Origin of the sequence: Acidisoma sp. PAMC 29798 (genome assembly GCF_030252425.1) — a bacterium.
GTDB lineage: Bacteria > Pseudomonadota > Alphaproteobacteria > Acetobacterales > Acetobacteraceae > Acidisoma > Acidisoma cladoniae.
In genome coordinates, this window is the sequence record NZ_CP126994.1 from 2,915,699 (window position 1) to 2,928,535 (window position 12,837).

Sequence of the window (12,837 nt, forward strand, 5' to 3'; positions counted from 1 at the left end):
TGCCCTCTTCGCAAAACGTATAGCAGCGCGCGGCGAAGCGCGCCACGCTGCGCCACCAGCGGGAGCCCGGCCATGAACTTCGACGCCTTCATCACCTGCGCCGTCACCGGCGTCGGCGCCTCGACGGATAAGAATCCGCATGTGCCCGTGAAGCCGGAGCAGATTGCGGCATCGGCGATCGCGGCCGCGCAGGCCGGCGCCGCCATCGCCCATCTTCACGTCCGCGATCCTGCGACCGGCCAAGGCTCGCGCGACGTGGATCTCTATGCCGAAGTGGTGCGGCGCATCCGCGCATCCGACACCGATATCATCATCAACCTCACCGCCGGCATGGGCGGCGACCTTGTGCTCGGCGGCGTGGAGAGCCCGCTGCCGCTGAATGCGCGCGGCACCGACATGGTCGGCGCGGAGGAGCGGCTGGCGCATGTCTCGGCCTTGCTGCCGGAAATCTGCACGCTCGATTGCGGATCGATGAACTTCGCCGAGGGCGACTACGTGATGACGAACACGCCCGGCATGCTGCGTGCCATGGCGAAGCGCGTGCAGGCGCTGGGCGTGCGGCCTGAGATCGAGGTCTTCGACACCGGCCATCTGGTGCTGTGCAAGCAGTTGATCCGCGAAGGACTGATCGACGATCCCGTGATGATCCAGCTTTGTATGGGCATCCCTTACGGCGCGCCGGACGATCCGCAGACGCTGATGGCCATGGTCAATAACCTGCCGCCCGGGGCGGTGCATTCCGCCTTTTCCATCGGGCGGATGCAACTGCCCTTCGTCGCCATGGCACTGCTGTCGGGCGGCAATATTCGTGTCGGCCTCGAAGACAATATCTGGCTATCGCGCGGCGTGCCGGCGACCAACGCACAATTGGTGGAACGCGCCGTGACGACTGCGACCAGCATGGGTGCGCGCATCCTGGGCCCTGAGGAGGTGCGCGCGAAGCTGAAGCTGGAACGCCGCATCTCCGAGGGACTTCTGGCATGAACGCTATTCGTCATTGCGCCATCATCGGCGGCGGCGTCATCGGCGGCGGCTGGGCTGCGCGTTTCCTGCTCAACGGCCTGGATGTCACGGTTTTCGATCCGCATCCCGAGGCTGAGCGCCGCTTGCGGGAGATGATCACCCTCGCCGGCCGCGCACAGCGCAAACTGGTGTCTGCACCCCTGCCGCCTGAGGGGCGTCTGAGTTTCGCGGCGAGTTTGGAAGAAGCAGTGCAGGACGCCGATCTGATCCAGGAGAGCGCGCCCGAAGTCGAGAGCATCAAACTCAAGATTCTGGCGGAGATCGATCGCTACGCGCCCGTCGATGCGTTGATTTGTTCCTCGACATCCGGACTACTGCCGACAGCGATTTCCGCCGATATGACGCATCCCGAGCGCTTCATGGTGGCGCATCCCTTCAATCCCGTTTACCTCCTGCCGCTGGTCGAGCTGTGTGGCGGAACGAAGACGGCGCCTGGGTCGATCGAGCGCGCGAAGACGTTTTTCGCCGGCATCGGCATGCATCCGCTGCATGTGCGAAAGGAGATCGACGGCTTCATCGCCGATCGCCTTTTGGAAGCGCTGTGGCGTGAAGCGCTGTGGCTGGTGAATGACGGCGTTGCGACCGTCGCGGAAGTGGATGACGCCATTCGCTTCGGCGCCGGCATGCGCTGGGCTTTCATGGGCACCTTCCAGATCTATCGCCTCGCCGGTGGCGAAGCGGGCATGCGGCATTTCATGGCCCAGTTCGGCCCGACGCTGCAATTGCCGTGGACCAAGCTGATGGATGTGCCTGAGCTCACCGACACGCTGCTCGACAGGCTCGACGAACAATCCAACGCCCAGGCCGGAAACTGGGGTTTTCGCGACCTCGAAGCGAAGCGGGACGATTGCCTCATTGGCATCATGCAAGCCCTGAAGTCGCAGGGCTTCGGCGCCGGCAATACGCTCGCGGCCTATGAGACGGCGCTACGGGCAGTCGCGACGCCGGCCGAACCGCTGCGCCTGTATGAAGGCACGGTCCCGCAAGATTGGATCGACTATAACGGCCATATGAACGAGAGCCGCTACCTCGAAATCTTCGGCTATGCCACCGATGCGCTGTTGGAGCGGATTGGCATGGACAAGGCCATGCTGGCGCGCGGCTTCAGCTATTACACGGTCGAGACGCATCTGCGCCATCTCGACGAGATTACGCTCGGGGAGGCGTTTTACACGACGACGCAGATCATCGCGCAGGACACCAAACGCATTCATATCTTCCATCGCCTGCATCAAAGCGATGGACGTTTGCTCGCGACGGGCGAGCAGATGATGCTGCATGTCGATACGACGAAGCATCGCGCCTGCGCAGCGGATGCGGCGGTCGTGGCGGCGATCGGCGCCATCGCAGCGGCCCATCGCGCCATTCCGCATCCCCCCGAGGTTGGTCGCGGGATTGGGGTGCGCGGATAGGGTTTTGGTGGATAAGCGTAGCGTCATCCACCAACCCAGGTCTCCAAAACCTCAAGCTCCGCGGACAACAACACCAAATCTGCCCGCAAGCCAGGCGCGATGCGGCCGCGATCGTCGAGGCGCATGTACTCGGCCGGATAGGTCGCGGCCATGCGCAGCGCGCGCTCGGGCGAAACACCCAACATCGTGACGCTGTTTCGTACCGCCGCCGCCATGTCGAGATCGGCGCCGGCCAGCGTGCCGTCTGCACGTTCCAGTCGGCCATGCCGACGCAGCATCGTCTCCCCGTACAGTTCGAAACTGTCTGCATCGGTGCCGAGCACGGACATCGCATCGGTGATCAGCACCATCTTCGCCTCCGGCCGCGCCGCCAAAGCGATCCGCAGCGACGCCGCATGCACATGCACACCATCGGCGATCAAGCCGCACCAGGCCGTGCGGTCGAGCAAAGCCGCGCCCACCGGCCCTGGTTCGCGCCCGGCCAGCGGCGGCATGGCATTGTAGAGATGGGTGAAGCCGCGCAGCCCGAGCCCCAATGCCTCGGCAATACGTTCGGCACTGGCGGCGGTGTGGCCGGCGCTGAGCACCACGCCCGCCGTAGCCATGGCGACGAGGAAGGCATCCTCCACCTCCTCCGGCGCGACCGTCAGCAGCACCGGCATCATCGCACCCAGCGCGGCCAGCCAGGCTGCGTCATCGGCGTCCATCCGGCGGATGAGCGCGGGATTATGCACACCGGGGCGGTGCGGGCTGATGAACGGCCCCTCGATATGAACGCCGGCGACACCGCCATTGGGCACCGCCATGGCGAGATGCGCGGCCTCGGCGGCACGGCGCATCACCTCCGGCCGATCGGTAATGACGGTCGGCAACAGCGACGTCGTGCCGAAGGCACGATGGGCCCGCGCAATGGCGAGCGCGCCTTCCATCGTCGGCGTCTCATTGAACATCACGCCACCGCCGCCATTCACCTGCACGTCGATGAAACCGGGGGCGAGGATGCTGCCCTCGGGTAAGCGAATCGCATCCGGCCTCGCGCCGTCTACAAGATCGACGATCGTGCTGTCCGCGATGACGACCGACAGATCGTCGCGGAACCCGTCATCGGTGAGGACACGCGCGCCACTCAGGATCGTCATCGCGCGAGCCGGTCGAGCAGCCGGCCCCATGCAATACGACCGTTCACCGCCAGCGGCCAAAACCCGTGGAAGGGCATGGGCTTGATGTCGGTGATCGGCATGTCGAGCGTCTCCACTGGCTCCCCGCCGATGCGGCGCGCGATCAGGCCGCCCATGGCCGTCGCCATCGCCACGCCGCGCCCGTTATAGCCGAGCGCCAGCAGCACATCGGGCTCCGGCTCATGCAGATGGGGATAATGGTCCGGCGTCATGCCGAGCTGGCCGTTCCAGCCATGAGTCCAGGCCACGCCGGCCAACGCCGGCCAGAGTTTGCAGGCATAGGACTGGAGGAAGCGAAAGCCATCCGGCCCGGTCACGGCATGCTGGGCGCTGCGGCCACCCATCAGCAGGCGCCCGGCGAGATCGACGCGGTAATAGACGGTGATGGAGCCCAGTTCGTACAACACGCCGCCACCGGGCATCACATCCCGCAGGATGGCATCGGGCAAAGGCGCTGTGGCCGTGATGCCAGACCAGAGCGGCACCACGCTGCGCTTCAGACTGGGCCAAAGATCGTCCGTATAGCCATTGGTGCCGATCACCAGCCGATCCGCCGTCACGGCGCCGCTTGGCGTTTCCACCCGCCAGCCACTGGCCTGCGGGCGCGACAGTTTCACCGCCGGGCTGCCGACATGAACGCGCGCGCCCGCCGCCATGGCCGCCTGGGCCAATCCGCGCGCATAGCCGAGCGGGTTGACCGAACCGCCACTTGGATCGCGCAGGATGCCGAGATAGCGATTGGTGCCGGTGGCGGCGACGGACGCCGATGCGTCCAGCAGCGTCGCCGTTATGCCGCGCGCGGCATGCTGCGCGGCGAGGTTCTGCAAGCCGACCAGCGTCTTCGCCGTGGTGGCCGCGCGCAAGGTGCCGGCCTGCCGCGCCTCGCAGCGAATCTGGTGACGCTCAACGAGGCGGAACAAGGCCTCGGGCGCCGCATAGGAGAAGGGCACCATGCGACGGCCGAGTTCGCCAAAATCATGCTCAACCTCATCCGGATCCGGTTTCAGACCCGGATTGACGTGGCCGCCATTGCGGCCTGAAGCGCCGAAACCGATTTCATTTGCTTCTAGCAAGACCACATCGATGCCGCGCTCGGCGAGATGCAGCGCCGAGGACAGGCCTGTGATGCCACCGCCGACGACCACGACCGATGTGCGCAGCTCAGTCTCCAGCGGCGGCAGGCCGATGGCGGGCACGGCGGTCTCGGCATAAAGGCCGGGTGGCAGAGTTTGAGCACGATGAGCGGACATACAGCGTCTGTTTCCTGTGAAGGCATCACCCTATCCCGAAGGGTGGTAGGGACAACAGGCTGACGGCCGTAGATGGCTCTGCTAAAGCCTCGGCCAAGCAAGCAATCGGCCATCCTTGGGCCAGGGGAAGCGCGCATGTACCTCGGCATCGATCTCGGCACCTCCGGCATCAAGGCAGTGCTGGTGGATGACAGCCAAACTGTCCTCGCCAGCCATACCGTGGCGCTGGATGTGTCCCGTCCGCATCCGGGATGGAGCGAACAGGCGCCCGAGGATTGGTGGCAAGGCACGTTGCGCGCGCTGGATGCGCTGACAGCCAGCCACCCCAGCGAAATGGGCGCTGTGCGCGGCGTCGGCCTTTCGGGCCAGATGCATGGTGCAGTGCTGCTCGACGCCGCAGGCATGCCGCTGCGGCCCGCCATTCTGTGGAACGACACCCGCTGCGAGGAAGAGTGCCTCGCCCTTGAAGACGCTTGGCCCGATCTGCGGAGCGTGACGGGCAATGTGGCAATGCCCGGCTTCACCGCGCCGAAGCTGGTCTGGGTGCGCCGGCACGAGCCGGAGATCTTCGCCCACACCGCGCATGTGCTGCTGCCCAAAGCCTATGTCCGTTATCGGCTCACCGGCGAAATGATCGAGGAAATGTCGGACGCTGCCGGCACGCTATGGCTGGACGTGGGCGCGCGCGCCTGGTCCGAGGCCGGTCTCGCGGCCTGCGGCATGACGCTTGGCCAGATGCCGCGCCTGGTGGAAGGGAGTGCCCCCGCCGGCCGGCTGACGCCGGAATTAACGCGGCGCTGGGGCATGACGGCAGCCCCGGTTCTGGCCGGCGGCGCGGGCGACAATGCGGCCGGCGCCGTGGGCCTGGGTGCCATCAGGCCGGGCAGCGCCTTCGTCTCCCTCGGCACTTCGGGCGTGCTGTGGGCCACCACCGATCGCTTCCGCCCCAATCCCGATGCGACCGTCCATGCCTTCTGCCACGCCCTGCCGGGCCTGTGGCACCAAATGGGCGTCACCCTGTCTGCCGCCGCCTCACTCGCCTGGTGGAGCGGCATCGCGCGCGAGAAGGAAGGTGCGCTGCTGCAGGCGTTGCCGCCGATCCCCTCCGCACCCTCCGACGTGACCTTCCTGCCGTATCTGTCCGGTGAGCGGACACCGCATAATGACGGGGCGATCCGCGGCGGCTTCCTCGGCCTGTCGCATGACACCACGCGCGACTCCCTAACCCAGGCGGTGCTGGAAGGCGTCGCTTTCTCCTTCCGCGATTGCCTGGACGCGCTGCGCTCGGCCGGCACTACGATGACGGAAGCCGATGTCATCGGTGGCGGATCGCGCAGCGCCACCTGGATCGCCATCCTCGCCTCCGTGCTCGGCATTACCCTGCACCGTCTGGCGGATGGTGAGACCGGCGGCGCTTTCGGCGCGGCGCGGTTGGGGCGCTTGGCTGTCACGGGCGAAGACCCCGTGGCGGTCTGCACCCCGCCGCGCCGGATCGAGGCGATCGCCCCGGTTCCTGCCCTTCAAGCCGCCTATGAGGAGCGGCTGGTCTATTACCGCGCCCTGTATCCGGCGCTGCGGCAGGCGCGCAGGCTGGGCCACTGAACACTCAAAAGGTGTACCTATAAAGACACACCCGATTGAGGAGGATGTTCAAGGCGGATGTCACGCCCTTGAATAGGATCGCGTCGATCCATTTTCGTAAGTGACAAAACCGCCGACCGAGCGTCGGGGCGGCTTCACTATTGGGGAATAGACCATGTCAATTATCGCCTGGATCGTCCTCGGCCTCATCGCCGGGTTCATTGCGAGCAAGATCGTCAACCGTTCGGGCGAAGGTTTCCTGTTGGACATCGTGCTCGGCATCGTCGGCGCCGTTGTCGGCGGCTTTATCTTCAATGCATTCGGCGCAGTTGGCGTCACCGGCTTCAACATCTACAGCCTGATCGTTGCCGTTGTCGGCGCAATCATCCTGCTGGTTCTGTACCACGCGATCTTCGGTCGTCGTCGCATCTAAGGGTTCCCCAGGGAATTCTGAGGCAAGCCGCGCTGGCAACAGCGCGGCTTTTTTTATGCCGGATCGTCCGCGTCATCGATGTGGAACCGCAATGGAACAACGAGCGTGACTGGCGCGGCACCGGGCGGTGGCGGCAATGGGGACGCACGGCGTATCCAGGCGAGAGCCTCGGTATCCAGCACGGGATAGCCCGAGCTTTTGACCAGGCTTGCTCTAACGACCTGGCCGTCTGCAGCGATGGTCACGCGCACGTCGGCGATGCCCTGCTGGTCCCGTGCGGCTGCCTCTGGAGGATAGCGCCGGACGGCGAGCAACCGACCGAGCAACCGGCTCTCCCAATTCTCTTGCGCCGCCTGCGACACCGACGCCGGCGGCGGTGAGGGTTTCGCACGCGCGGGAGCCGGCGCGGCGACGGAGGGCGCTGGCGTTTGAGGCGGCCGAGGCGGACATGACGCGGTCGGCGGGGTGGCTTCCGTGGTACGGCCGGCGGCAGTGGCAATGCGTCGTCAATTGAGGAAGCAACGGGTGCCGAGATCGGCTCAGGTTGGGGTGCCATGACCGGTGCAGGTGCAGGCTTTTCCGGTGTTGGAACGGGCGCCGGCGGCGCGGGCAGCATGTCCACCGCCATGGCCTGGGACGCTGCGGGCACGACCAGGGGAGTCTCAGGCACGACGGTGGCGAGCCAATGCCACGCAGCGCCATGAATGCCCGCGACCGCGCAGAGGCTGAGGCCCCAAACCAGCGGCCGCATGGCGCGTTTCATGGCGTGGCCGATCCATCCAGCGCGACGAGGGAGACTTTCAAAAACCCCGCCGCGCGCAGCAGATCCATCGCCGCCATCAGCGCTTCGTAGGAGACGCTGCGATCGGCGCGCAGAAAAATGCGTTGATCATGCTGCCCGCCGGTCGCGGCCATGAGCGCGGCGGCAAGACCCTCCGCCGGCGTCACCGTGTCATTGACTGCAATGTCATGATCGGCCCGTAAGGTCACGAAGACCGGGCGAGCGGGGGGCGGCTGTGCCTGCGCACTGGAATGCGGCAGATCGACCGGTACATTCACCGTCGCCAAGGGTGCCACCACCATGAAGATGATGAGCAGCACGAGCATGACGTCGATGAAGGGTGTCACGTTGATCTCATGGCTTTCGCCCGGAAGATCGTCCTCCTCCGACGGCATCATTCGGCGGCGACCGGATCCGCGCCGCGATCAAGGTCGCGCGACACGAGGCGCGCAATCGTCGCCGACAGGTCGGCGAGCAAGCCGCGATGGGCGCCGAGCGCACGGGCGAAAAGATTGTAGATGATCACGGCCGGAATAGCCGCGACCAGGCCGGCCGCCGTGGCCAACAGTGCCTCCGCAATGCCGGGTGCGACGACCGAGAGATTGGTCGCATGGGTATGGGCGATGCCGATGAAGCTGTTCATGATGCCCCAGACTGTGCCGAAGAGCCCGACGAAAGGCGCGACGGCGCCGGTGGTCGCCACGATGCCCGTGCCGCGTGCCATCCGCCGCGCCCCGCCGACTTCCAGGAGATGGAGGCGGGAGTACACGCGTTCCTTGATGCCGGCCAACGGCAGGCCGCGTGACAGCGCAACCTCCCGCATCGCGGCCCGCGCCATCTGCGCGGCGGCATGGCCGTTGCGCTCCGAACTGCCGAGAAGACTCGTCAATCCCGCCTGATCCTCCGCGACATGAATGGCGCGTCGCAGGCGGCGATTGCCGAGCAGTAAGGCTGAGCCTTTCGCCAGCAGCACGGTCCAGCTCGCGAGCGAGGCCAGAATGAGCAGCAGGATGACGCCGCGCACGACGCCATCGGCCTGACGCAGCATGCCGGCGACCGACAAGGTCATCGGGCAACGCGAGCCCGCTATCGGCATGGGCAGGCGTGGCAAAGAGGATCGCCAGAACCGCCAGGCTCCCCACGATCGGGCCTAGTCCCCTGCCCCACGTCATCTCGGTGTCGATCATCCTCGCCTCCTTTATCGTGGACCTCCCTACTTGCGATTGCGAATGATTTGCAATAGTCGGAGCTTCGCGATGCAATTGCGAATAATTCTCACTATCATGCAAGGCTCATAATGAACATGATCGCCCCCACGCGCCGGCCAGGTCGCGGGCTCAAAACGACCTTGCTCTCCTCCGCGTTGATGGCGGGCGTCGCCACCTCCGCCATCGCGCAAACCGCGACGTCGACCGATAATAGCGCGGTCCGGCTTTCGCCCGTGACGGTGACGAGCCAAACCGACGCTGGCTCGGGCACCCGCGGATTCGTCGCCACGGAGTCGCAATCGGCGACCAAAACCAAGACCCCGCTGATCGCGACGCCGGGCGCCATTTCCGTGGTGACGGTCAAGCAGATGGACCAGCAGCAGGCGCAATCGGTCTCTCAGGCGTTGCGCTATACCTCCGGCGTCGTCTCCGAGCCCTATGGCACAGACAGCCGGCTGGACTGGATCAGGATCAGGGGCTTCGACGCGACCGAGTTCGGCGTGTTCCTGGATGGGCTGCGCTTCACGCCCGGCTATACCGGCGCCACCTATGAGCCTTACGACCTTGAGCGCATCGACGTGCTGAAGGGGCCGTCCTCCGTGCTGTACGGCCAAGGCACACCGGGTGGACTCGTCAATCTGGTGAGCAAGGAGCCGACCGCGACACCCCATCGCGAATTCGAGCTGTCTGGCGGCAGTTATGGCCGTTATCAGGCGCAAGGCGATGTCAGCGGTCCGGTCGAAGGAACCGATGGCAAATGGTCCTACCGCCTTGTCGGTCTCGTGCGCAAAAGCGATACGCAGGTCGACAGCACCCCAGATGATCGCGTCTTTTTCGCGCCCAGCGTGACCTATCGTCCCAATGCGAATGACAAGATCACCGTTCTTGCCACGATCCAGCATGACAATACGGCCGGGCTGCAATTCCTGCCCGCAGATGGCACCGTCGTCGCCAGCCCCTATGGCCGTATTTCGACGAAGCTCTTCACGGGCGAAGAGTCGGACAACTACTACAAACGCACTCAGGCCAGCATCGGTTATGAGTATGAGCATCGCTTCGACGATACCTGGAGCGTGCAGCAAAGCGTGCGCTACAATCACTTCGATCTCGACTGGGCTCAGGTCTACGGCACCGGCGTGAAGGCCGATCAACGCACGCTGACGCGCTACGGCTTTGGACAGCAGGACTCCTCGGACACCGTCAGCGTCGACAACCGGGTGATCGGTCATCTGCCCATCGGGCCGGTCGACCAGACGGTGCTGGGCGGTCTCGACTACAGCCATGTCTCCTACCGCGAGTCAGAGACCGGCGGTACCGCAACGAGCCTCGATCTTTACACCCCCGTCTATAGCGGCGTGCAGGCGACCCATCCGCTGATCTACGAGGCGAATCAAGAGAGCGATCAGATCGGCCTCTATGGCCAGGACCAACTCCGCTGGGGTTCTTGGGCGCTGACGGGCGGCGTGCGGCATGATTGGCTGAACGAGTCGACGAACAATATCCTGGCGAGCAGCGACTCTTCCCAAACCGATGGCGCGACGACAGGCCATGTCGGCCTCGCTTATGTCTCCTAACTCGGTCTCACGCCGTATGTGAACTACTCACGGTCCTTCGAGCCCACCTATGGCATCAACGCCGCCGGGGGCACCTTCGTGCCGACCACCGGTGTGCAGTATGAAGCCGGCGTCAAATACCAGCCACCGGCGGTGAATGCCTTCATCACCGGCTCGGTCTTCGATATTCGCGAGAACAATGTTCTCACCACCGATCCGAACAATGTTCTGTATCAAGTCCAGACCGGACAAATTCATGTGCAGGGTGCGGAGATCGAGGCCACCGCGACCATCGCGCGCGGCTGGGACATGGTCGCGTCCTATACCTATATGCAGCCCAAGATCAGCAGCGCGAATGATGGCACCGAAGGCAACCGCCCTGCCGCCGTTCCGATGAACATGGCTTCCGTCTGGAGCGACTATACGATTCACGCAGGTGCGCTCAAAAACTTCGGCTTCGGTGGTGGTCTGCGCTATGTCGGCTCCGCACCGGGCGACAATGCGAACAGCTTCTCGGTGCCCGACCACACGCTAGTGGATGCCGCCGTGCATTACGATTTCGCGCAGTATCGCGTCGGGATCAATGCGACCAACCTCGCCGACACCACCTATGTCGCGAGTTGCGGGTCGACGGCATCCTGCTTCTATGGGCCGCGACGCACCGTAATCGCGAGCCTGAAGGTTCGCTGGTAAGCGAGGTTGCGCTCGGCCCTTCTGCGCCTGCATCGCTGGGCAGGATTGTTGCTGGCGGGCTTCCTCATCATGGGGGGTCTCACCGGCAGCGTTATTGCCTTTAAAGAACCACTCGATGCCTGGCTGAATCCTGGCCTTTTCCACGCGCGGGCGTCCGGGCCTCGGCTGTCATTGGATGCGGTGACAGCGCGTTTCGCGAAGCAGGAGCCGAAGGTGCGGATCACCTACCTCGTCTTCGGGGTGCCGAGGGGCCAGGCGATCCGCGCCTTCGTGATGGGTCGCGGTCTAGATTATAACGAGGTCTTTCTCGACCCCGTGAGCGGCACGATTCTCGGTCGCCGCATGTCGGGTGGCTGCTGCCTCGCCCGCGATCGCATCATTCCCTTTCTCTACGCGCTGCACTTCCAATTGATGGCGGGGCGGATCGGAGAGTGGATCATGGGCGGCGTGGCGCTGATCTGGTTCCTCGATTGTTTCGTTGCCCTGTCACTAACTTTGCCACGCGCACGGCCTTTCCTGCGACACTTCCGCCAGGCCTGGCGCATCAAGCGCGGCGCAGGCGGCTTCCGACTGACCTTCGACCTGCATCGCGCCGGTGGGTTATGGCTTTGGGTGGTGCTGCCCGTTATCGCTTTCACCGGCTTCGCCCAGAATCTGGATGGCCCGGTCTTTCGTCCGGCGCTGAGCCTCGTGATGCCCGTGTCACCCCTGCCGCTCGCCCTCGCGGCGGCCCGGCCAAGGCCGAACCCGCTCCGTCATCGGCTCGGCGCCGACCAACTGGTCGCGATTGCCACGCAGGCGGTGCGGCGTGGCTGGCATGGCCCGGCCGGTAGCCTGTTCTGTGTCGACGCCTTCGGCGCCTGCGCGGTATATTTCTTCGAAGGTCCCGATAACCGTGGCACCGGTTTCGGCAGCCCGATCGTTTATGTCGATGACAGCGACAGTGACAGCGGGAGTAGCGTGCTGCGCATCGACGGCCCGCGATCCGGCACTGTGGGGGATATTATCGAGCGTTTGCAGTTCCCGCTGCATAGCGGCCAGATCGCCGGGCTTGCGGGCAAGATCGTCGTCTGCATCTCGGGTATGGCGACAGTTGCGCTTGCGATCACGGGCCTGATGATCTGGTGGCGCAAGCGCGCAGCGCGGCGGCTGCAGAAGATGCGCACGCGGACGTGATGGAGCGCATGGTTTTGCCATCTTCAAACGGCGCTGGGACCACCAAGATCTGGAAGAGAGGCGACGTGATACACGTTTCGCCTTCAAAAAAATTAAAGGAGCAGTCTTATGGACAAGGATCGTAGCGCCGGTATCGGCCACCAGATCAAGGGCAGCGTCAAGGAAGCGGCTGGCAAGGTCAGCGGTGATGCCAAGCTTGAGGCCGAAGGCAAGACCGAGAAGACCGCTGGCAAGGTGCAGAACGCCGTTGGCGGCGCCAAGGATGCGGTTCGCGACGCCACGAAGTAAGCGTCCCTTATTTCAATTTCCGATCAGCCCCGTTCGCGACCTATCGCGGGCGGGGCTTTTTGCTTTTACCACAGTGGCGCATCGGCAGCCGGACCAGCGGCAGCAACTGCATCTCGTAAGCCCTGTCTCATAAGCAAAGTGATCGAGGCGAGCGTCGCATCGGAAAGATCCGAGACCATCCAATGATGGGCGAGCATGCCTCGCCTCGCTGTTGGTGTCGATCAGTCGCTGTCGTTGCTCGTTGGTTAACTGACTGAAAAA

Annotated in this window: 14 protein-coding genes; 9 read left to right on the forward strand and 5 right to left on the reverse strand. The window is 64.7% G+C overall.

Annotated elements, in window-relative coordinates; genetic code table 11:
• Nucleotides 1-72: 72 nt before the first annotated feature.
• Nucleotides 73-984, forward strand: a complete 912-nt coding sequence (locus QP803_RS14055) for a beta-keto acid cleavage family enzyme (protein WP_284944092.1) — start codon at nt 73-75, stop codon at nt 982-984.
• A complete protein-coding gene (locus QP803_RS14060; protein ID WP_284944093.1) occupies nt 981-2,435 on the forward strand; it encodes a carnitine 3-dehydrogenase in 1,455 nt (484 codons plus the stop codon). The genes QP803_RS14055 and QP803_RS14060 overlap by 4 nt, the downstream gene beginning before the upstream one ends.
• A 23-nt stretch (nt 2,436-2,458) precedes the next feature.
• Here QP803_RS14060 and nagA read toward each other — a convergent pair whose 3' ends face one another.
• Nucleotides 2,459-3,574, reverse strand: a complete 1,116-nt coding sequence (gene nagA / locus QP803_RS14065; protein WP_284944094.1) for an N-acetylglucosamine-6-phosphate deacetylase — start codon at nt 3,572-3,574, stop codon at nt 2,459-2,461.
• Entirely contained in the window at nt 3,571-4,863 is a 1,293-nt protein-coding gene (locus tag QP803_RS14070; protein ID WP_284944095.1) for an NAD(P)/FAD-dependent oxidoreductase, read from the reverse strand. The genes nagA and QP803_RS14070 overlap by 4 nt, the downstream gene beginning before the upstream one ends.
• Nucleotides 4,864-4,998: 135 nt before the next feature.
• Between QP803_RS14070 and xylB the strand changes: the two genes are divergently transcribed.
• Together xylB and QP803_RS14080 are read left to right on the forward strand one after the other, a co-directional pair.
• Nucleotides 4,999-6,465: a xylulokinase gene (gene xylB, locus QP803_RS14075; RefSeq protein WP_284944096.1), complete on the forward strand. Its 1,467-nt coding sequence runs from the start codon at nt 4,999-5,001 to the stop codon at nt 6,463-6,465.
• A gap of 154 nt (nt 6,466-6,619) precedes the next feature.
• Nucleotides 6,620-6,877, forward strand: coding sequence for a GlsB/YeaQ/YmgE family stress response membrane protein (locus QP803_RS14080; protein WP_284944097.1), 258 nt, complete (start codon nt 6,620-6,622; stop codon nt 6,875-6,877).
• 53 nt (nt 6,878-6,930) lie between these two features.
• Here QP803_RS14080 and QP803_RS14085 read toward each other — a convergent pair whose 3' ends face one another.
• Nucleotides 6,931-7,203 carry an energy transducer TonB gene (locus QP803_RS14085; protein WP_284944098.1) on the reverse strand — a complete coding sequence of 91 codons (273 nt, stop codon included), beginning with the start codon at nt 7,201-7,203 and terminating at the stop codon, nt 6,931-6,933.
• A 228-nt stretch (nt 7,204-7,431) separates the two neighbouring features.
• On the opposite strand from QP803_RS14085, the gene QP803_RS14090 reads away from it, so the two are divergent.
• Complete coding sequence (locus QP803_RS14090; protein WP_284944099.1) at nt 7,432-7,581, forward strand: hypothetical protein; 150 nt, start codon at nt 7,432-7,434, stop codon at nt 7,579-7,581.
• Nucleotides 7,582-7,636: 55 nt separating this feature from the next.
• Here QP803_RS14090 and exbD read toward each other — a convergent pair whose 3' ends face one another.
• The gene (gene exbD, locus QP803_RS14095; RefSeq protein WP_284944100.1) at nt 7,637-8,056 is read right to left on the reverse strand and encodes a TonB system transport protein ExbD; all 420 of its coding nucleotides are present in this window, start codon (nt 8,054-8,056) and stop codon (nt 7,637-7,639) included.
• Nucleotides 8,053-8,727: a tonB-system energizer ExbB gene (gene exbB, locus QP803_RS14100; protein ID WP_284944101.1), complete on the reverse strand. Its 675-nt coding sequence runs from the start codon at nt 8,725-8,727 to the stop codon at nt 8,053-8,055. Before exbB ends, exbD begins: the two co-directional genes overlap by 4 nt.
• Before the next feature lie 228 nt (nt 8,728-8,955).
• Here exbB and QP803_RS14105 point away from each other — a divergent pair, with 228 nt between their 5' ends.
• The 4 genes from QP803_RS14105 to QP803_RS14120 all read left to right on the forward strand — a co-directional run bounded on the left by QP803_RS14105 (nt 8,956) and on the right by QP803_RS14120 (nt 12,576).
• Nucleotides 8,956-10,440, forward strand: a complete 1,485-nt coding sequence (locus QP803_RS14105) for a TonB-dependent siderophore receptor (protein WP_284944102.1) — start codon at nt 8,956-8,958, stop codon at nt 10,438-10,440.
• Nucleotides 10,441-10,458: 18 nt separating this feature from the next.
• Nucleotides 10,459-11,112, forward strand: a complete 654-nt coding sequence (locus QP803_RS14110) for a TonB-dependent siderophore receptor (RefSeq protein ID WP_284944103.1) — start codon at nt 10,459-10,461, stop codon at nt 11,110-11,112.
• Between the two features lie 6 nt (nt 11,113-11,118).
• Complete coding sequence (locus QP803_RS14115) at nt 11,119-12,288, forward strand: PepSY-associated TM helix domain-containing protein (protein WP_284944104.1); 1,170 nt, start codon at nt 11,119-11,121, stop codon at nt 12,286-12,288.
• 108 nt (nt 12,289-12,396) lie between these two features.
• Entirely contained in the window at nt 12,397-12,576 is a 180-nt protein-coding gene (locus tag QP803_RS14120) for a CsbD family protein (protein WP_284944105.1), read from the forward strand.
• Nucleotides 12,577-12,837 lie beyond the last annotated feature (261 nt).

Excerpts from the sequence above, each read along its gene's own strand:
- QP803_RS14120 (WP_284944105.1), top strand. The coding sequence starts at position 12,397 with ATGGACAAGGATCGTAGCGCCGGTATCGGCCACCAGATCAAGGGCAGC.
- QP803_RS14070 (WP_284944095.1), bottom strand. The coding sequence starts at position 4,863 with ATGTCCGCTCATCGTGCTCAAACTCTGCCACCCGGCCTTTATGCCGAG.
- QP803_RS14080 (WP_284944097.1), top strand. The coding sequence starts at position 6,620 with ATGTCAATTATCGCCTGGATCGTCCTCGGCCTCATCGCCGGGTTCATT.
- nagA (WP_284944094.1), bottom strand. The coding sequence starts at position 3,574 with ATGACGATCCTGAGTGGCGCGCGTGTCCTCACCGATGACGGGTTCCGC.
- QP803_RS14060 (WP_284944093.1), top strand. The coding sequence starts at position 981 with ATGAACGCTATTCGTCATTGCGCCATCATCGGCGGCGGCGTCATCGGC.
- exbB (WP_284944101.1), bottom strand. The coding sequence starts at position 8,727 with ATGACCTTGTCGGTCGCCGGCATGCTGCGTCAGGCCGATGGCGTCGTG.
- exbD (WP_284944100.1), bottom strand. The coding sequence starts at position 8,056 with ATGATGCCGTCGGAGGAGGACGATCTTCCGGGCGAAAGCCATGAGATC.
- QP803_RS14090 (WP_284944099.1), top strand. The coding sequence starts at position 7,432 with ATGACCGGTGCAGGTGCAGGCTTTTCCGGTGTTGGAACGGGCGCCGGC.
- QP803_RS14105 (WP_284944102.1), top strand. The coding sequence starts at position 8,956 with ATGAACATGATCGCCCCCACGCGCCGGCCAGGTCGCGGGCTCAAAACG.
- QP803_RS14055 (WP_284944092.1), top strand. The coding sequence starts at position 73 with ATGAACTTCGACGCCTTCATCACCTGCGCCGTCACCGGCGTCGGCGCC.
- xylB (WP_284944096.1), top strand. The coding sequence starts at position 4,999 with ATGTACCTCGGCATCGATCTCGGCACCTCCGGCATCAAGGCAGTGCTG.